We start from the raw sequence: 20,760 nt of genomic DNA on the forward strand, positions 1-20,760 counted from the left end.
TAAAAGATTATAAGGTTTAGTTCTCTAAATATAATTCTTTAGTATAAGTTACATGTGGCTCTTTAATTTCCTTTGTCCCCATTTCTCGTTCTAAAACTACCGCTGCTATACTCACTAACACATTAATACCATGCGAAGTGTCTGGGTTTTTAATTCCTAAATACATTTGTTCAGAAAAACGATCTTCCACCTCAACATTTGCTGCTATAATATTTTCTCTTGTTCCTATAGGAAAATGATTAAAAACTTGTTTACTTATAAACAAATTCAAGTTATTATGATCTATCAAATAAACATCGCAATAATCTGCTCCTGGTGGATTACCTAATTGATCAATTACAAAACCTAATCCACCTGTATTATCAACCAATTTAGTTAAATCTGAAACTAAATTAATTTGCTTAGAGGTACTTTCAATCATAGTTTTATCTCTAAATGAAGATACCCTATAATACCATTTTACAGTATTTATGGGTAAATTAAAAGGTATTGCTATTCTAGATTTACCACCTTTAAACATGGCATTAGAACCACTATTTACATAAAAATACTGATTGGTAGTAACATCTTTTACCTTATAAGTTTCACTTTTCACAAAAGATTCTTGTCTAACCGTATATGTTGTATCGGTTAATGTACGCTCTTTAACGGTGGTATTAAAAGATATTAAATCTTCTGATGCTGGTATTCTATCTACTTTAAAATTGCAGATACGTCGGGCTAACGAGCTGTTTTCAAAATTGAATATGTAAATACCTGTTCTTTTTATTGTAATCTCCTTTTTATCTATATTTATAACATTAAACTCTGAATAAATTTTAGAAGCACCATATTCAAAAATCTCAAAATTCTTTAGTTTTTTGCCTCGTTCTTCAGAATAACTTATTACTAACTTATCGCCTTCTGCAAAGCCATACACCATTTGCTGTGTTGTCATGGCCATCATTCTAAAATTTAAATCGACAACATTTATCGGATTCGTTTCTGCTTTTAATTGTAATGAAAAAGTTAGTAATAGTAGTAGGTAGATTGGTTTCATTTAATTAAGGTGTTTATATTTAATTTATTAATTGAAGTTTTCATTTAAGCTTAACTAATACTTAACTGTTCTTTGAAAAAGAATATTAAATCACTTATAAACTTAGATTCTCTTTTTTCAATATCATTTTTTACCCAATCATTTTGAGAAATAGCAGCCAATTCTTTTATTACTGCAATTTTAGATAATTCATATTTTGCTTTTTTTACACCAAAATAGCCATTGCCAGCTTGAATATTTAGCTTTTTTTCTAAAACAATTTTATTACCAAGTCTATCTAAATATTCCCATGCATCTTCTTGATTCCAACCATTATAATTGGTATTCTGCCATTTTTTGGGAAATATATGTTCAATATCAAAAGTTTTAGGAATTAAGTCAACTTGTTTTCTATTTAAATAGGCATGTAATAAAAGTAATGCCCTTGAAATTCTAGATGAATGGTGTCCATCTATATCTTGTATTAATAAATCTTCATTCCAATTAATTCTAAAATTAAATAGATTTCCTTGGCTAATATTTATACATGCTTGATAGGTATCATCTTTTATTGCATTGACAGTTGGTGCGTGAATAAACTTAACAAATAGGGAAGCAATTAACTTCTTTAAAAGAATAATGAAATCGGTATCGAAAGACTCACTCTTTAGATTATTTATAAAAAACGTGCTAACTATATATTTCCAAAAGTCATTTGGATAACGACTTAAACAATGTAAATACTTTCTACTCTCATTCGAAATATAGTATGACACATCATCATTTGGAATTATGTTCTTATTAACATAGCGCCAAAAATTAGCCAAAGTCATAATTTCAGGAACTAATGTAGACTCTTTTAGTTTTTGATAAGTATCCTCGGCATAAAACTTTCTAAGTCCAACTTCTTTAGATTTATCTTGCTTTCTTCCTCTTAAAACATGACTATAATATCTAAAAACATCATCAATAGATAGATTTCCCTGTTTACATACCTGGCTCAACTCTTTCCAAATCTCTGTAAACTCCTTACGTTTATCTGATGTATTTTTACTTCTGTAAATTTGTGCTTTAAAAATATCTGAATCCGATAGTGGCATCCCACGATCGTTAAGCGTAGAGAAAATGGTTAGTGCAGTTTCTGGTGTGTCACATTCTATTGGCAAAATAATACACTTTTGTAATATAGTAACGCATAGCTCCTTCCATTGTAATGGATTTGTTGATGCATACTGATCACATCGTTCTTTAAAAAATCTATAATTATTTGAATAATTATCTGTTGCAAATTCATTAACATTTCCTGTTTCTAAAATTTTATGAAATGTATCATTATCTTCTTCAGTAGCTACAAGTGATTCTATATGTATTTTACTCATATCAGACACCTTTTGAGAAATAGGATTAATATCCCAAATACAAGGCGCTAATTGGTTCTTTAAGCCTTTAACGTCATCATCTTCTGGCATAGCCTCTAGTTTTTTATAAAAAGACCTTAAAAGTAAAAAGAATGAAGTTATACGTTGCTGACCATCTATAATTTCCTGATTGTTATCATCGTTTGTATAGGATACAATGGTTCCTAAAAAGTAATCTGAACCTTTCTTTGCATCTGTATTTGTAAAGTTTTCAATGTCGTCCCAAAGAGTTTCGCATTTTTCTATATTCCATTTATAAGGACGTTGAAAGTCTGGAATTACAAACCTTCTATTTTGCATTTCGCTAAAAAGTTTGCTGATATTTTTCTTACTTACGTGTAAATCTGCCATATGTTTTATATAATTATATTCTTCATTTGCTTTTTATTACTGAACTTATAACACTTGAAAGAGTACTAACGCAACCTTTCTTAATTGGCACTAAATATTTTCTGCTAAAATCATCGTCTATAAATGATAATTTATCTTTTTTCATTTGTTTAAAATTATCTTTCAAACTATTGTAAGGCAAAACTTCATATATAAATAACCAATATTTATCTGGTTCCAATACACTTAAATCTTTCGCTTTTTTTCTAAAGACTTTTATGCTAGCTCCTTGTTTTAATGTGTATAAATATACTAACAACATAGAAACACAATCCTCTCTATTTAAAATTTCACTTGTATAATCTTTATCTAATAAAACATTATGTTTTAAAGCTAAATAAAGCACATAACTTGTAGCTTCTGGTATGTTTTTTTGAATACTATAATCTAAAACATCATCTAAAAGTTCTTTTATTTGAGTGTTTGAATAATTAAAAGCAGTAAGTACATACTCATCTACATAAGGCAGTAAATAAGGATACATAAGTATTAAGTGATGTAACCTTTTAAAGTAAAAAGCTTTTGCTTGAACACCTAAATATTTACTTGATATTATCTTAATTGAATAACTTAAAATTGCTGAGTTCTCCTTTTCAGACTTCATTAAATCTAGTGTTAAGTCTAAAAAAGACTTTAACTCGGCTATTTTTAAAACGTGCTTTCCTTCTTTAGTCTTTATTTCTGGAAAGTGAAACGCCTTTAGTTTACGAAGCCAAGTTTCAGATAATGCAAATGGCAAGGTTAAAATCTCTGATTTTTTATGATTTAATGACAATTCAAACTTTTTTAACTCTACGGATAAATCAATAAAAAACTGTTCTGCATCGTTATATGTTTCTACATAACAAGTATAATCATCAATATATCTTGTAAAGCGATACCCTTTATTCTCCATTTCTAAATCAATTGCTACAAGAACAATTTCTGATTTTAAATTTGAAGTATGTGGACCAATTAAAATTCCATTGGTTTCATTATTTTTAATCTTTCGGCTTAATTCATCATATTTATTAAACCATTCTTTATCAAACTTCCTGCCCGATTTTAATTTAGCTTCTGTTTTACCCACTAAAGCCCAAGAAATAGAATGCGAATAAATACTAGGATAACAGTTTGAAATATCTGCTTTTGCGATATAGTTACTTCTAATTAATAAATCATTCTCTGGAAAGCCATCATCATCAAAATTCTTATAATTCATTTCGAATAATGATTGTTTATCTATCATTTTTCTTAAATGAACTCTACTTATTTTATGCGTTTGATTTTCGGTTTTATCCTTAAAATAGTTTTGAGTATTAGTCCACTCTTTAGCTATAAACTGACACAAATTAGCATATCCAAAAGGATGAGGAATTGCTAACATACGAGGCACATTAATATTTCGCATATTTTCGTAACTCACATAATCATATTCTTTTTTAGCAAAAACAGCTGACTTATCTATTACATAGTTATAAAACGGTTTACTTGTTAAAAAAGGCGGAATCTTATTTGGAAACATACCAAAACCCAATAAACCTTCTAGCATTTCTGCATCTGTAAAATCTGTAATGTGCTCGTAATATGATTTCATAGGCTTTAAACTTCTACTATTTTCGTTTCTACTTTTGACATTTTAGAAAGAAGTAAATCTTTCATTGGATTTAATATTGAAATTTCAATTGAAATATTTTCAATTCTAGAATCGATTTTACTAGCTAAATTCTCAAATTCTTTTATTAATGTAATCTTTGGTTTTAATATTTTAATTTCGTGAAGTCCATCTTTTGTAATAGAACCAAAAATAGTTCCTTCACCATTAGCCACATCAAATTGATTTCTAACACTTAGCATTAAATAATAGAGAAAAGAATTACAATTGTCCAAGGAATCTAACGCTGATAAACCTCGTCCAATACAACAATCATTATTCGCAATGTTTAAATCACCAACAGGTGCTCTTACAGACATTAATATATTTCCTCTTTTTGCTCTTCGCTTTGGCTCTGTAGTATAATTTCTCACATTAGGAAATCTAAAACCAAAATCTGTTCTTCCTTGATAAAATATTTCACCGACTCCATCAACATTATAACTTTCACCACTTGGAGATTGACCCATAGTAATCTGAGAAATATCAATTAAGTTTCCATCTTCCCAACCCAAAGGAATCTCACAATCCAACTCGGCATTATAAACCATCTCACCACCAGAAGATTTATAAGGTTTACCTTCTAATTCAGGTGCTCCTGAAACGAGTTCAGGACAACTTTCCTTTGTAATTGGAAACTCAAAATCCACAAACCAATGTTTATACAAGGCTTGTGCTGTGTCTTCTAGTTTTTGGTTTAGGGTTTCGTTTAAACTAATACGGTTTACAATGGTGTTGTATTCTGCTACGATTTCGCGTTGTTTTTCTATGGATGGGATGGGTAGTTCTGTTTCTTCTAACTCTTCCCAATCAAAAGTTTCTCTTGCGCTTCCGTGTGATTTAAAACGTGCATACCTATCAAACTCTGGTCGTCTAAACCACATCATTAAATATTCGGCATTTAAATCTTCATCATCTATAATTTCAAAAACAGTATAAGCTTGTGAGACTAATGCTTTATCGTATTCTTCTAAAAGGGCAATAGATATTTTATCTCCATTTCTAGAAGTTACGGGACCATAAGCAAATTGATTTTTCTTGATAATTTTATAGCGAGACATATCTGTACCAATAGTATTAGCAATAGAAGGCATGAGTACTTTTCTAATACTTACACCTAACAAAGTTTCAACCTCAAGATTAATATTTCTTTGGTTTATTGGTTGTATGTAATCGCCTAAACGTTTATAGTTTAATCTCATAACCTAAGTCTTTAAACACGTTTAGTAATTCGGTTTTAGATTGTGCTTCTTCTTTTAATAATTCTGCAAATTCTGTTTGTAAGCTTGACATCTTTTCATCAAAATTGATGTTCTCGTCTCTGTTTACAAATTCTACATATTTGCTTGGTACTAAAGAGTAGTCTTTTTTACGTACTTCTTCAATACTTGCTGAATAGCAGAATTCTGGAATATCTTTATAAGTTTCAGCATCCTGTTGCCATAAATGATAGGTTTCACTAATATCATTTATATTTTCATCAGAAAACTGTTTGTATTTTTTTTCAAAAGGGATTCCAACTTCTCTTAAATCCATAAACAGAATATCATCTTCTCTGTTTCTGTAGTTTTTCTCTATGGTATTCAGTTTAACTTGACGTTCTTTTTTATTGTTATTAATAATCCAAAGCGTTACAGAAATGTCTGTGGTATAAAACAAGTTACGTGGTAAAATTAAAATAGCTTCCACCAACTTATTTTCAATAAGTTTTTTACGTATGTCGTATTCGGTTCCTCCACCAGATAAAGCACCATTGGCTAGTATAAAACCTGCAACACCATTATCTGAAAGTTTAGACACCATATTTAGTATCCAACCATAATTGGCATTTCCTGTTTGTGGTACCTCGTAGCCTCTCCAACGTGGGTCGTCCAGTAACTCGTCTGTGGCTCTCCAATCCTTTTGGTTAAATGGTGGATTTGCCATAATATAATCTGCCTTTAAATCTGGATGTTGGTCTTTGGCAAAAGTATCTGCTGGCACATCGCCTAAATTGGCAGCAATACCACGAATGGCCAAGTTCATTTTTGCTAACTTATATGTGGTAGCTGTGTATTCTTGCCCATAAATAGAGACGTCTTTTTTGTTACCATTGTGGCTGTCTATAAATTTCATAGACTGCACAAACATACCACCAGAACCACAAGCAGGATCGTAAATTTTACCTTTATACGGTTCTATTAACTCTGCAATAAGGTTTACAATGCTTTTTGGTGTGTAGAATTCGCCTTTTCCTTTGCCTTCTGCAATAGCAAACTTGCTTAAAAAGTACTCGTACACACGCCCAACGATATCTTGTTGTTGGTCTTTTAGTGTGTCTATATTGTTTATGGTATCTAGTAAAGCAGCTAGTTTACTGACGTCCATATTTAAACGCGAAAAATAGTTATCTGGCAAGGCACCTTTAAGCGATGTATTGTTTTTTTCTACGGTATATAAAGCAGTATCTATTTTTAAGGCAATATCGTCTTGTTTGGCATTGGATATAATGTAGCTCCAACGTGATTCTTCGGTTAGATAGAATACATTGTCTTGTGCGTAGAATTCTACCATGTCTAGAAACTTCTCCTTACCATCATCAATCAATTCTTGACGACGTTTCTGGAATTTATCGCTCGCAAATTTTAGGAATATTAAACCTAGTACGACGTGTTTATATTCTGAGCTTTCTACTGTACCTCTAAGTTTGTTTGCAGAATCCCAAAGGGTTTCTTCTATGGATTTTGTTTTTTTGGTTGTTGCTTTTTTAGCCATTAAATCGCTGAATTTGTTTTCGATTTAAAAATAGGTTTTATTATATGAATCTTAAAGTAATATCTCACATTACTTTTGATGCTAAATACTTTTGCACCTCGTAAACATCAATACTTTTATTAAACTTTTTACTTACGGATGGCATGTTTTCGCTTGATATCCAGATTTTTAATTCGGCATCCAAATCAAATGTTCCAGCTGTTTCTAGCGAGAATCTAGAAATACTTTTATATGGCATCGATTTGTACTCTATTTTACTTCCTGTTAAACCTTGAATATCTATTAAAATTAAGCGCTTATTAGTAAACATAAACACATCTCTAAACATTACAAAACCAAGTTCAATTTGCTCATTATCTATTAATAAGCGCCCATATTTCTCGCTTAATTTTTCTGCAGAAACTTCGCTTGCATTTCCTAATATTTTATTTAGCAATCCCATATTTTTTAATTGTGTATTTATAAAATTCATTTTACCCTCTTAAAATTTAATAATCATAAATCACAGAGTTATAGTTAGCTTTTTAATTCCTCAATTTTGTTTACAGCCTCATTGAAATTAGATTCAATTTTATCTAAATCGTTTATATACAACGTGCTATCTGAACTATATTTTTCTAATTTAATATACCAAGTGGCTTTTCCTTTTTTTACATAATACCCTAATTTAAATCCATCTTCTGTAATAAACTTATTTTCTAAGTAATCGGGATTAAGAGTTACATCGTTATCTACCTCTGCCTTTAAGCTATTAAATGCTTTTATAACTTCAAGCAAATCAGAATATTCTATAGAGGCTGTTGATTTTCCATACTTCCCAGGCTTCTCTATTTGATAAAAATAACTTATTTCATCTCCACTATTCAATATTCTTATTCTTGTTTCTGCTACTGTATAAGAGCTCTTTAAATCACTTAGATTAACATCTGTAAATTTTGTTATTACTCCTGTTCTAGAAGCAAATCTCTCCATTTTTGTTTCTTTTTTTATAGCTTCTTTTTTTGGCTCTTGAGAAAAACTTAAAGCAGTAATAAGTAATGCTACAATTGTGATAGACTTTTTCATTTTTATATTTATTTGAATATTTGTTTTACTCTAATTCCACAAGTAAATTGCCTCTATTTATTGGGTGAAGCAAACAGAAATCTAATTTACCATTATCGATTTAGTTATCTATGCGGATATCCGTAATCCAATAAACTTAATGCTGATAACAGCGAACATTAGCATTTTTTGTTTTTCGCTTGCAGCGATTACCAGATTTTGTTTTGCCTGTGCATTGGGTTGCAGTAGATGTTTTTGTTATAGTGCGTTCTGTTAAGAAATTTGTAGATGTTGTTGCCGTGGTATTATTGGCGTTAGGTTTACAAACGGAACAAGGACTAAAGCCTAAAAATTTTGCTTTATCTAGACTATATTCCTTTTTAGAATATTTTAAATAATGACAAGTTGCTTTATGATACTTCTCTCCTGTTTTTGTGGTGTATACAGTTTGGGCTACAATCTGTGTTGCAAATGTTATTGAAAGTATGAAAAATAATAATTTAAAAAATTTCATTCTTTTCTCTTTTTCCTCTTATTTGCTCGCCATTCCCATGGTGGTATGGATGTTGGATCTTGCCATAAACCAATTTTATTATTACGTGCGTTGTCTTCTAGACTTTGTAATATTGAGTCTTTGGAATATTTTACATAATGCCATGCTAAACCGTATTTAATAAGTTCTTGACTCAAATTTAGGGAATCGTTGTAAATAACATTAGCTATTGAACGACCATACCTATCTTTTGATAACTCTTTTATTATAATTTTTTTTCCAAAAATAGCATTGGAAGTAAATTGTTTTGACTTATTTGAGAATGGTTGTTTTCTTTCAGGACAATCAATATTTGCCACTCTAACCTTAATTAGAATTGAGTCTTTAGTTAAAAGCTTAAAAGTATCTCCATCTGTTATGGCTACTACTTTACCTTTAATGATTTTTGATGGAGCAATTAAGCTCGATAAAAATAGTAATAGTATAAAACTAACTTTTAATTTTATCATTAAGTTTCAGGTTCTAAAAAATTTAATTTAAATGTAATTAATTTAATGAATAATAAATTATTTTATTAAAATAAAATCTTTAATAATTTTATCCATGTTTGCAGGTAAATTAGCCATTTTAATTTCAAAATTTTTAACTTTCATATTAGTCAACCAATCATTCCAATATTCAAAAACAACATCTTGCTCATATGGATTTGTTGTATATGGATTTATTCCTAAAACTAATATTTCCAATTCGTTTAAATTATCTCTGGTTGGTATAAAACCATAATTATTAGTATTCATAATATCTTTCCAATTAGAATTATTTAGGTTTAAGTTTCTTATAACCTGTGGAGTTAAATATGAGGTCAGGTTTTTTTCTTTTAGTTTAGCATCTTTATGAAAAAGATATCCATCTGTTAAAACAACAAGTATATTTCTATGATCTTTTTCTATACAAAAGTCTTCTACGTTAGTTTTAAAAAACCCCCAGATATTAGATCCAACATAGTGATCGTCTTCTATTGCGGATTTATATATCATTTTTGTTATACTATCATATAACACGGAGGTTTGAAGAATTACATCCTTTTTAGCATTATCCCTTGTGAAAGAAATATTAAGAGAATTTATTTTCTTATTCAAACTACTATCTGATGGCTCTGGGTCAATATAAAGTTGAATATGGTCATTAATTTTAATAGTTCTCTTATTTCTAAGATGCCATTCAAAACTTTCAACAATCGAATGAATATAACCTAAATCCCTTTGATAAAATTCCATTGCTGGATTAGGGTGTTTTTTAGGATTTATTCTATCTGACAAATCTAATAATATACTTATGTTTAAATTTGATTCACTTTTAGAAGACTTAACTTTATTTATTGATAATGAATTTTCCTCATTACTTTGTTCTTTATCAGTTTTACAGGAACTTAAAATAATAAACGATAAAAATAATATGCAATATGTTTTCATAGTTTTTAATTAATTAATTTATATAATCTCCCTTCATAATCTTCATTATCAATATTATGTTCTTGAAGATGCTTTAATTCTTCTTCTTTACACATAGAAAGCAATTCGTCTCTCCTTTTTAAGGCTTCAAAATTATCTGTTATTGCCAAAAACCATCCTTTAACATATTCTGAATGAAAAGTTAAATAATGTTTATTTGAAAAAACAAACCCATCAATTGTACGTTGTAAATCATTTATTTTTCCTTCAATACCAGATACCTCTTCTTTAATTGGATTTATTTTACTGGTTAACTTAGTAATGTTAATTTCACAATTTTTCACATCCTCTCTTTTTGTTCTTATAAATGATTTAATTTTATCAAAATTGTCATATTCTTTCATGATAAAATCAAATACAAGTCCCCAAATAATATAAACTATAAAACCTGCAAAAATGATACCCCAAAACTCTACAGACGAAAATGCTATTTTTAAATCAAAATTGGGTGAATCTGGAGTTTTTTGAATTTCATAAATTTTATTTTCAATCTGGTAAGCTAATATTGCATCAAAAACAAAAGTTACTGCAAAAAGAGTTGCAATTTTAAAATATGACGTCCAACTTTTATGCTTTTGAAACATATGTATTAGATAACCTAAACCCATAAAAGCAAATGGTATTGTAGCAACAAATACAGCCTCTAACCAACCATCTCTAACTGCCTTTGTCAAAGCATTACCATCAAAAATTGCAGATGTTAAATCGTCTGTTTCAAAGTTTTTGAAAAAAGCTGAAAAAGAAGCTGAAACATAAAAAACTAACAAGTAAAATGTAATAGGTATCAATACTATTAAACCCAAATAAAATTGAGCTTTTGGTTTCTTATCAACTTCAAGTCCATATTTTTCAGGTTCTCTTTTAACTTCTACCATATCATTTTTGTAAGTAACGATTTTCTCTTCTTCATTTGCTATAGATTCTTCTAATAAGCCTAAAGCTGTTTTGCGTTTTTTGAGTTCCGTTTCATTTTTCCCCTTTTCGTCTATATAAGGGGCTTTCAATTCTCTTTGCAAATTTTCATTTTCTCTACATTTGCCTTTATAGTCCATATAAACATTCTGCAAACAGGCTTTAAATACCATATGATTTCCTTCTGCTTGTTTAGAAGACCCATAACCACTTTCAAAAAAAGTTAGCTTTATTTGTTTAATATCTTCCTCTTTTTCTTTTTCAATCTTTTTAGGCTCGTTATTTTTTAGGGTAAAAATTTTTTTTAGTGCACTCATAATTATTCCATTATTAAATCAAGTAATTCAGCTTTTGGCAAATTATCTTTGGCGTGTTTTAAAAGAAATTGAGAAAGTTCTTCAATATTTTCTTCAACAAAACCAAATTTTAAACAATATTTTTTAAGAGTAATTCTTTCGTCTTCTGTGACTACTTCATCAGCCCAAATCATTAAGGCTAAATCATACAAATATTCTATTTTTTCTTCAAGTGATTCCGGAATAATTGATTCATGTGAGGGGTTTAATAGGATATGATCTAATTGCTCTTTTGTAAATCCACGATCATTTGCAAATTTATATAGCATTTGCATTTCAAGTACATCAAAGTTATCATCGGAAAATGCCATTTGATAAAGCCTCAAAAAGTGGCTTTTTAATTCTGTTGATATCATAAATTATAAGTTAAATACGTTATTATACTTAATAAACAGAATGCTAAAATAAAATTAGCGCATCCATTTTTTTTATTATTTTTAGTGGTATTAACCCCATTTGACTTGGTGTAATGTCCCCTTACATATGTTCCATCTTTTTTATAATATCCCCTTCTATATGCCATAAATTATTTTTTTTAAAAGCTGAATAAAAAAATATAACACATCTTTCTTTTTTAAATTTTAAAATAATCCTATCTGAAAATTATTCTAATTGTTTTATTTATTAGTTTTTACTACATTTTTTTATTTCAACTAATCTTTTCTTTGGTATTTATCCAATGATTTAAATATTCATTGGTGTCAAAGCCTACAACATGTTATACCTCCTTTTTCGCCAATTATGAGCTTATCTGCTGGTAAATACCTTATTCACATGTATTTATTTTTTCTTTTCAATTTTTAACTAATTCAAACATAATTCTAATACACACAAAAAACTTACGGAAACCCGTAATACCTTACATTTTTTTAAATGTATTGCATAAAAAAAGCATGCTTAATTAAGCATGCTTTGAAATCCCTAAAATGTTTGTTGATAAGATCAGGTATTAATAGCCTTACAAACATAAAATACTTTTATATAAATACTTTACGGGAAACCGTATGCGTGAAAATTTATATAAGGCCTAAATCTTTTACTATAGCCACTAAGTGAATGGCGTTATTAGCTTTAAACTGAATACGAAGTTTATTTAATCGTTTTTCAATAGAGCTTAAACTACTTGGTGAGATATTATTTTTTTTAAAATAAGTGCTTATGTCGTCTTGTGATAATCCAAATGATAATTGCTTAAGTAACTTAATATCAAAATCTTCAATCTCTAAATTGTTTTTTGGCCTTAAAGCATTGTTCACCTCTGGAGATAGGTAAATTTCATTATTTAAAATGGCTTTAATAGCATTGGATAATTCTGTTAAACCTCTTCGGCTTTTGCATACATAAGCTTCTACTTTATGCTTTTTAATAAGGGTTCTTACTCTTTGAAGTCTATCTTCTACTGAATAAACAATTACCTTTAATTCTGGATATTCTTTTTTTACAGATTCTATAAGTACTTCTCCTGAAGTAAATCGCTGTTCTCGATAATCTGATTTAAAGGATAAGTCTGTAATTAATAATTCGTAAGGTGCATTGTCTAGTATGGCTTTTTTAATTTTTAAATAGGCATCATCGCAATACTGAACTTGATCAATTTGTTTGACACCCAAATCGCATAGCGTATTATAAATACCTTTATTTATATCGTCCATGTCTTCTGAAACCAAAACTTTTTTAAACATAACTTACATCGTGATTTTTACTTTAAATCCTTTATCAATCTCTGATTCAAAAGTAATAGTTCCGTTTAGTGATACGATACGGTTTTCCGCATTTTGGAGTCCGTTATGTTTTTTTATGGGGCATCCTACGCCATTATCATTGTAATTAATGTGTATGTTATCTTTTAATTTTTCAAACTTTAACACAACAATTGTGGCTTTACTGTGCTTTTTCATATTGGTCATTAATTCTTGAAGCACCCTATAAATGGCCGTTTTTTTTAAATCATTTACTTGGCTCCAGTTTAGTTGATTTAGCCCTTTAGTAATAACCGTTACCTTATTGGAATGAAAGGATTGCAATAAATCATCGAGTAACTCATTAAAATTTTCAGTTAAATCTATAATGCCACTTTCTTTGGAAATGTCTCTTGTTTTTGAATAAATTAATTCTAAATCATCTAAAACATGTTCGTTTTTGGTGTCTTTACTTTGAAGCTTATTCATAACGTGGTAAATATCATTTGCTACCTCATCATGCACTTTTTTTGAAATGCGGGTTTCTGTATTATAAACCTGTTGAATATTTTCTTTTTTATGCTTAATTTTTAATATAAAATATATACCAATAGAACTAATAAACAGTAAACAACCTATTAGCATATAAGTCAATTTAAATCTTTTTTGTTTTTCAAAATCTAGCTCTACGCCTTTAATTTCAAGTTCTTTATCGCTAATGATTCGATCCTTTTCAGCGATATTATATTTAATAGCAGCATACTCATTTTCCCTTAATAACTTGGCCTTATTAATTTGATTATTAATGGATATATATTTATTTATACTTGGTTGATTTTCTAATTTTAATTTTAACCCTAAAGCTTCTAATTGATATGAAGGGCTATTAATAGAATCTGACATCACTTGAGCTAAATTGGCGTACTTTAGAGCCTTACTCCTATTTCCTTGATCGGAATAGAATTTAGACAAATGTCTATAGCTTGAAAAAAGACCTGTTAAATCCTGATAATTACTTCTAATACTTAACGCTAATTGCATATTATTTAAACCACTTAAATCGCCGTTTTTAGTTTGATAATAACCATAATTATCAAAATAATGTGCTTTAATGCTAACCTTATCAATATTAAAAGCACTATCATAATATTTTTTTAAGATTGATACAGCTTTTTTGTAGTCTTTTTTATCAGCATGAATATTAGCGACATTTAATATGATTGCTATTTTAGCATTAATATCCACATTTAGTTTAAGTGCTTCATCATAAAATCGAAAGGCATTATCAAAATCTTCTAAGTTTCTATAAATCATCCCCAACTGATTGGTAAGTCTTTGTCTAGCTGCTAAGGTTCCAGTATTATTTTTTAATTGATCTAATAGACTTAAAGCTTTAATAGTATTGGCTTCACTTTCATAAAACAACCCCATTTTAAACTGGCCTAAAGAAATTAATTCAGTATAGTATGAAGCCTTGATAACATTTGTATTTTCCTCAGCTATTTTTGCTTTATACTCAAAGAATTCAAAAGCTTTTGCCGTTGCCTTTGCATCTCTAACTTCTGTTATAGATTTTTTATAAAATGAAGTGCTGTCTTTTAAATTTTGTGATACTAACGACATATTACATATTGAAATAATATTAATAAGTATAACACATAAAAAGAGGCATGAATTTTCAAATATTTTCATGCCTCTAAAATAACAACAATTTTTTAGTTAATATTAATCACCATTTTCAGAAGATGGTGGTGGAATAGGAACATCGTCTCCACAACATTCAACTGTTGCTTGAGCACCATCTGAAACTGCGTTAGGTGTGCATGAAAACATTCCCATATTGAGGAAAACCGTAAGTGTAATTAAAATTATTTTTTTCATTTTGTATATTTAAAATTGAACACTAGTGTTGCTGTCCGAGTTTTTCTCAGATGTATTTATACTTGCAACACGCTTTAATGTGAAGACGTCTCTTCGAGCTGGGAAGTTTGGAGTACTTTAGTAAGGGTATATAATTTACTTCCCAGAAATTTATATAACCTTACCTTAGTAATCCTTTAATTAAATTGATTGTATTTGTAACCCTAACAAGAGCTATTAGTAAATCAATTATGAAGCAAATAAAGTAAGGTATACTTGAAAAGAAGAGAAAGTAAATGGAAATAATATGGAAAAGAATTTCCTTATATTTTCCATCAAAATTTGTAGATTTATAAAGTGAATTTAATATACTATTAATGTATAAAGAAGTAGTAAAACAAGCCTTTGATAAGGCTAAACATGATATTCCGGGAAGAAGTAATAAGACCAATCGGTCTGAACATATTTCGAATATTTTATTAGAAGATTACAAGTATCAAATTAGTAGTCGGACATTACGTAACCTCTATGATGATTCCGTTAAAAAAAACGATAAAGAAGATATTTCTATTAATTCAAATTATATCCAAAAATTATGCTTGTATTTAGGTTTTGAAAATTACAATGAATTCCTAAAAGAATATCCTAATGATTTGGTAGGATCAAATGACCAAAAACTATTAGCAATTATCAAAAAAAATAAGGCTACTTTAATTATAAGTGTACTAACTATTATTATTGTTTTATCTGTAACAACATTTAATAAACAGCGTTGGATGATTTGGGATGATATACAATATATTGAAGTTGATTTTGATGCTGAAAAATACTCGTTATCACAGCTTAAAATTTACAATCAGGATCACATTGATAATTTTAAAAGAGTTATACCAGATTGTCAAACAGAGTTTTTTAATAATGATGGTGCTGTAAATATATGGTATGGAAAAAACAACTCTGGAGAATTAGAATATTTTACATCTATCGCTAAACATCCAGAAACAAATAAAACACTTAGAGAAATTTCAGATTACATGATAAAAAAATACATCTGCAAAGAATAAAAGATTTTTAAAATTTAGTAATATTTATTTAGGGTGTTTATTCTAGAAAAAAATATAATAAATAAATCTCTACAAACCATGATATTAAAAATGAGAAAAACTACATTTTATCATCTGGTTTTGTATCAGAATTAGAACTAAAAATAACAAGAAAAATATTTATTAGAAGTAGTATTATAATTATGATTACAAAAATTTTCATATAACAAATGAGAGAATAAGTATTTATATTTTTTAAATTTTGTAAACATTTTTAGATGCTGAAAAAATACCAACAAAAGAATATATTAAATAACCACGCAGGAGGTGTTAGAAATTATAAATATGCATTAAGTATAATGCCATACATATAATTTTATAAAGCCAATAGCCCACGTATAAAACACCGTTTTAATAAGATAAATGGGCTATTGAATTACAAATTTTTACATTAAATAGAATTACCAATTCCAACCAAAACAACAGATAAAAGAATCACTATAATTCCGGCTGTAATGGTATATTTGGTTTTTTTAGCAACACCTTTCCATTCTTTACGGTAAATACCCCAAAAGTTTGCTGTTAGGATAATAGTAGACATATGCAAAATCCATGAACTTGCACCACTACCTAATTTACTTTCACCCATTCCGTAAAAAAAGAATTGTAAAAACCATATGGTTCCTGCCAATGCAGAGAATATAATATTGTTACGAATTGGTGTACTTTTATTAGTAAAATCTTTATAAGATTTGTTTTTAATACTTAATATGGTTGTCCAAACTAAATTGGTAACTAAACCACCCCAAAGAATAACAACAAAAGTAACATTATTAGCAAATAAATGATCGTAACCTGCTTCTACAGCGGCATCTGCTAAAGGTTTACCAGCTTCAATTCCAAAACTAAAAAAAGAACTTAAAATACCAGAAAGCACAGCTACAATTAACCCTTTTACTAGATTAAATTCTAATACACTTTCCTTTTTTTGTTCATCTGTTAGCTCATTTTCTTTCATAATTCCGGCTTTCCCAGAAAGACCAATACCAATTAAACAGACTAAAACACCTAGTAAAACTAATTGACCACCAGAAGACCCTAACATATCTGTAAAAGACACCTTTCCTGCCTCTGGATAAAAATTATAGTATATAGAAGGTACAACAGCTCCAAATGCAGCACAAAACCCTAAAACTACCGAATTACCTAAAGACATACCTAAATAGCGAACACCAAGCCCATAGGATAATCCGCCTACGCCCCATAATAACCCCATTAAAAAGGTAAAACCAACAATAGTACTAGAACCCGCAGAAATAATATCCATAAATCCTGGAACGGTTAAATAGGCCGCTAAGGGTGGTACAATCAACCACGACATTAAACCACCAACCATCCAATAGCTTTCCCATGCCCAACCTTTAACTTTGTTAAAAGGCATATAAAAACTCCCCGAGGCAACCCCTCCTAATGAATGAAATAATACTCCTAATATTGCTTGCATAATTTTGTGTTTAGTTTTTTAACAAATTCTTAAATATCGCATATTTAATTATTTCACTAGTTTATCAATTTTATTTACAACATGCTATTTAGCAATGGTATGAAGTAACTAAAGTACTTGCTTATAATATTTATAAGTAGAATGCTTTATCCTGTTTATAATAAGCAACGCTTATTCGTGAAATATTAAAAATATTTGATACGAAAATAAACTTTGAAGATTAAGACTCTATCCTGTACTGTATGGTTATATTAAAAGTTGAAAAATCTAGTGCTAATTTAAAATCTTTTTCAAAAATTTATCAATTAATGATACTTTAAATACTTAGAAAAAACTAATCTAGAAAACTAACGTATCTCAGGAGAGAGCAGGATAGCTAGTTTTTAATAATAGTCTATTTTTATCATAGTTTATAAAAGATTAAAAAATTAATTAAAATATAGATGAAAGTAGGTTTATTTATACCATGCTATATCAATCAGTTATATCCACAAGTAGGAATAGCCACTCTAGAATTATTAGAAAAACTGGGGGTTGATGTTTACTATCCGCAAGGACAAACCTGTTGTGGACAACCCTTAGGCAACTCTGGTTACGAGGACGACTCAAAAGGAGCTTGCCAGGTTTTTGTAGAAAACTTTAAAGCGTATGACTATATAGTAGGGCCATCAGGTAGCTGCATATATCATGTTAAACATCATTTTGATATTTTAGAACAAACTCCTGAAGTTAAAAGAGTTAGAAACAATGCTTATGAGCTATGTGAATTCATTGTAAAAATTCTTGGTAAAACAGATATAGGAGCCTCATTCCCTTATAAAGTTGGTTTACACAAAAGTTGTCATGGATTAAGAGGTTTAAAACTAGGATCTTGCTCTGAGGTAATGGGCGAACATTTTTCTACTGAAGAAGATTTATTAAATGAAGTTAAAGGACTTCAATTAATGCCTTTAAATAGAAAAGATGAATGCTGTGGTTTTGGAGGCACATTTTCGGTTTTTGAAGAAGCCATATCTGTTAAAATGGGTAAAGACCGTATTAAAGATCATTTAGATAGCGACGTGCAAGTAATAACAGGAGCAGATCATTCTTGTTTAATGCACCTTGAAGGTTTGATTAATAGAAATAAACAACCCTTAAAGGTGATGCATATTGCCGAAATATTAAATAGCAGTTTATAATTATGAATCACGCAGAAAAAGCAGAGGTATTTAATAAAGATGAAGCTAAAGTTAACTGGCATGATAAGGCTTTGTGGTATGTAAGAGAAAAACGAGATACATCTGCCCATAAAGTTCAAGGCTGGGAATACTTACGTGAATTAGGATCTAGCATCAAGGCAAACGTTTTATCAAATTTAGACGAGTATTTAATTCAGTTTGAAACTAATGCCAAAAAAAATGGGGTACATGTACATTGGGCTTCAAATGCCGAAGAACATAACAACATTATTAATAGCATTCTTGAAAAGCATCAAGCAAAAAAAGTTGTTAAAAGTAAATCTATGCTTACTGAAGAATGCCATTTAAATCCATTTTTAGAAAAAAAGGGCATTGAAGTTATAGACACCGATTTGGGTGAGCGTATTGTACAATTAGCAGAAGAGCCCCCAAGTCATATTGTACTGCCTGCCATACATAAAACAAAAGAAGAAGTTGATGTTTTATTTCAAGAACATTTAAATACAAAACCTAGCCAAGGAAATCCAGAATATTTAGTTAGTGAAGCCCGAAAACACTTAAGAGATAAATTTTTAAAAGCAGACGTGGCAATAACAGGTGTTAATTTTGCAATTGCGAATACTGGTGGTTTTGTTGTTTGCACCAATGAAGGAAATGCCGATATGGGTGTGCACTTATCAAAAGTACATATTGCTTGTATGGGTATCGAAAAAATTATACCTCAAGAAAAACACTTAGGAGTATTTTTACGTTTACTAGCTAGAAGTGCTACAGGGCAACCTATTACCACTTATTCTTCGCATTTTAATAAACCTGATGATGGAAAAGAAATGCATATTGTAATTGTTGATAATGGGCGTACCGAACAACTAAGTAGAGAAGATTTTAGAGCATCGTTACATTGTATTCGCTGTGGTGCTTGTATGAACACATGTCCAATTTACAGAAGAAGCGGTGGCCATAGTTATGATTATGCCATACCTGGACCTATAGGCTCTATTTTGTCACCAGGAAAAGATATGAAAAAACACAGTTCTTTGCCGTTTGCATCTACCTTATGCGGATCTTGTTCTAATGTATGTCCTGTAAAAATTAATATTCATGAGCAACTTTATAAATGGCGACAAGTAATTGTTAAAGAACAAAAACAACCTGTAGTAAAAAAATCGATTTTAAAAGTTGCCGGTGTAGTATTATCTAAACCAAGCTTATATGGACTAGCAGGAAAATCGGCCAGATTTGCTTTAAAACATTTTCCAAGATTTATGATTTATAATAAATTAAATGCTTGGGGAAAAGCAAGAGATTTGCCTGAAGTGAAAAATGAGAATTTTGATGAATGGTATAAAAAAAGAAATAAAAATGGGTAGAGAAGCAATATTACAGTCAATTAAAAAAAACAAACCAGATTTGTTACCATTACCACAAATTAACGAAAAAGCGTTTGATGAAGACATTAATTTATTAGAAGTATTTAAAAATAATATTGCTTTAGTAGGAGGTTCCATAAAAGAAATTGAAACCAAAGCTATAGATGCTGAAATTAAGACTCTGTACCCAAATGCAACACAAATAGCAAACACTAGTGCAAAAACCAGTTTAGGAAGCATTAAAATTTCAAAAAACACAGACCCTCATAGTCTAGAACATATAGACCTAGCAATTGTTGAAGGTGAACTTGGAGTTTCAGAAAATGGTGCAATCTGGGTTACTGCCTACAACAGCATTGTAAGAGCACTTCCTTTTATTACAAATGACTTGGTTATTATTCTTGAAAAAGATAAGATATGTTTACATATGCTTCAAGCCTATAGTTTAATTGACAAAAGAGAACGAGATTTTGGAGTTTTTATTTCTGGTCCATCTAAAACCGCAGATATAGAACAATGTTTGGTTGTTGGTGCTCATGGAGCTATGAGCTTAACCGTTCTATTAGTGTAAAAATTATTTAAAATATTATAAAA

Annotated in this window: 20 protein-coding genes; 4 read left to right on the plus strand and 16 right to left on the minus strand. The window is 29.4% G+C overall.

From position 1 onward, the window contains the following. Positions 1-16: 16 nt before the first annotated feature. The 15 genes from Q0842_RS14690 to Q0842_RS14760 form a co-directional block, all read right to left on the minus strand. On the minus strand, positions 17-1,039 hold the full coding sequence (locus Q0842_RS14690; protein ID WP_298499795.1) for a hypothetical protein: 1,023 nt from the start codon (positions 1,037-1,039) through the stop codon (positions 17-19). A gap of 50 nt (positions 1,040-1,089) precedes the next feature. Then, positions 1,090-2,787, minus strand: coding sequence for a DUF262 domain-containing protein (locus Q0842_RS14695; RefSeq protein WP_298499798.1), 1,698 nt, complete (start codon positions 2,785-2,787; stop codon positions 1,090-1,092). Positions 2,788-2,809: 22 nt separating this feature from the next. Further along, positions 2,810-4,402: an RNA-directed DNA polymerase gene (locus tag Q0842_RS14700; protein ID WP_298499801.1), complete on the minus strand. Its 1,593-nt coding sequence runs from the start codon at positions 4,400-4,402 to the stop codon at positions 2,810-2,812. A gap of 5 nt (positions 4,403-4,407) precedes the next feature. Then, on the minus strand, positions 4,408-5,661 hold the full coding sequence (locus Q0842_RS14705; RefSeq protein WP_298499804.1) for a restriction endonuclease subunit S: 1,254 nt from the start codon (positions 5,659-5,661) through the stop codon (positions 4,408-4,410). Beyond that, positions 5,645-7,213 carry a class I SAM-dependent DNA methyltransferase gene (locus Q0842_RS14710; RefSeq protein ID WP_298499806.1) on the minus strand — a complete coding sequence of 523 codons (1,569 nt, stop codon included), beginning with the start codon at positions 7,211-7,213 and terminating at the stop codon, positions 5,645-5,647. The genes Q0842_RS14705 and Q0842_RS14710 overlap by 17 nt, the downstream gene beginning before the upstream one ends. Positions 7,214-7,277: 64 nt before the next feature. Next, entirely contained in the window at positions 7,278-7,655 is a 378-nt protein-coding gene (locus Q0842_RS14715) for a PH domain-containing protein (RefSeq protein WP_298499875.1), read from the minus strand. 74 nt (positions 7,656-7,729) lie between these two features. Beyond that, positions 7,730-8,278: a hypothetical protein gene (locus Q0842_RS14720; RefSeq protein WP_298499810.1), complete on the minus strand. Its 549-nt coding sequence runs from the start codon at positions 8,276-8,278 to the stop codon at positions 7,730-7,732. Between the two features lie 136 nt (positions 8,279-8,414). Continuing rightward, positions 8,415-8,771 carry a hypothetical protein gene (locus Q0842_RS14725; protein ID WP_298499813.1) on the minus strand — a complete coding sequence of 119 codons (357 nt, stop codon included), beginning with the start codon at positions 8,769-8,771 and terminating at the stop codon, positions 8,415-8,417. Beyond that, positions 8,768-9,259: a thermonuclease family protein gene (locus Q0842_RS14730; protein WP_298499817.1), complete on the minus strand. Its 492-nt coding sequence runs from the start codon at positions 9,257-9,259 to the stop codon at positions 8,768-8,770. Before Q0842_RS14730 ends, Q0842_RS14725 begins: the two co-directional genes overlap by 4 nt. 57 nt (positions 9,260-9,316) lie before the next feature. Continuing rightward, entirely contained in the window at positions 9,317-10,222 is a 906-nt protein-coding gene (locus Q0842_RS14735) for a hypothetical protein (protein ID WP_298499819.1), read from the minus strand. A 5-nt stretch (positions 10,223-10,227) separates the two neighbouring features. Next, entirely contained in the window at positions 10,228-11,490 is a 1,263-nt protein-coding gene (locus Q0842_RS14740) for an ABC transporter permease (protein ID WP_298499822.1), read from the minus strand. A gap of 2 nt (positions 11,491-11,492) precedes the next feature. Beyond that, positions 11,493-11,885 carry a hypothetical protein gene (locus Q0842_RS14745; protein ID WP_298499826.1) on the minus strand — a complete coding sequence of 131 codons (393 nt, stop codon included), beginning with the start codon at positions 11,883-11,885 and terminating at the stop codon, positions 11,493-11,495. A 660-nt stretch (positions 11,886-12,545) separates the two neighbouring features. Continuing rightward, entirely contained in the window at positions 12,546-13,211 is a 666-nt protein-coding gene (locus tag Q0842_RS14750; protein ID WP_298499829.1) for a response regulator, read from the minus strand. A gap of 3 nt (positions 13,212-13,214) precedes the next feature. Continuing rightward, entirely contained in the window at positions 13,215-14,831 is a 1,617-nt protein-coding gene (locus Q0842_RS14755) for a tetratricopeptide repeat protein (protein ID WP_298499832.1), read from the minus strand. 102 nt (positions 14,832-14,933) lie between these two features. Further along, the gene (locus tag Q0842_RS14760; RefSeq protein WP_298499835.1) at positions 14,934-15,089 is read right to left on the minus strand and encodes a hypothetical protein; all 156 of its coding nucleotides are present in this window, start codon (positions 15,087-15,089) and stop codon (positions 14,934-14,936) included. Positions 15,090-15,445: 356 nt separating this feature from the next. On the opposite strand from Q0842_RS14760, the gene Q0842_RS14765 reads away from it, so the two are divergent. Continuing rightward, positions 15,446-16,132 carry a hypothetical protein gene (locus Q0842_RS14765; protein WP_298499838.1) on the plus strand — a complete coding sequence of 229 codons (687 nt, stop codon included), beginning with the start codon at positions 15,446-15,448 and terminating at the stop codon, positions 16,130-16,132. Positions 16,133-16,562: 430 nt separating this feature from the next. On the opposite strand, the gene rhaT is transcribed toward Q0842_RS14765, so the two are convergent. Continuing rightward, on the minus strand, positions 16,563-17,615 hold the full coding sequence (rhaT, locus tag Q0842_RS14770) for an L-rhamnose/proton symporter RhaT (protein WP_298499841.1): 1,053 nt from the start codon (positions 17,613-17,615) through the stop codon (positions 16,563-16,565). 443 nt (positions 17,616-18,058) lie between these two features. On the opposite strand from rhaT, the gene Q0842_RS14775 reads away from it, so the two are divergent. Genes Q0842_RS14775 through Q0842_RS14785 form a run of 3 tightly spaced genes read left to right on the plus strand, consistent with a single transcriptional unit; the run spans position 18,059 to position 20,737 of the window. Continuing rightward, entirely contained in the window at positions 18,059-18,796 is a 738-nt protein-coding gene (locus Q0842_RS14775; RefSeq protein ID WP_298499844.1) for a (Fe-S)-binding protein, read from the plus strand. A gap of 2 nt (positions 18,797-18,798) precedes the next feature. Next, complete coding sequence (locus Q0842_RS14780; protein ID WP_298499847.1) at positions 18,799-20,166, plus strand: LutB/LldF family L-lactate oxidation iron-sulfur protein; 1,368 nt, start codon at positions 18,799-18,801, stop codon at positions 20,164-20,166. Next, positions 20,132-20,737, plus strand: a complete 606-nt coding sequence (locus tag Q0842_RS14785) for an LUD domain-containing protein (RefSeq protein WP_298499852.1) — start codon at positions 20,132-20,134, stop codon at positions 20,735-20,737. The genes Q0842_RS14780 and Q0842_RS14785 overlap by 35 nt, the downstream gene beginning before the upstream one ends. Positions 20,738-20,760 lie beyond the last annotated feature (23 nt).

This window comes from uncultured Algibacter sp. (genome assembly GCF_947495675.1).
In the GTDB taxonomy this organism is placed as follows: domain Bacteria; phylum Bacteroidota; class Bacteroidia; order Flavobacteriales; family Flavobacteriaceae; genus Algibacter_B.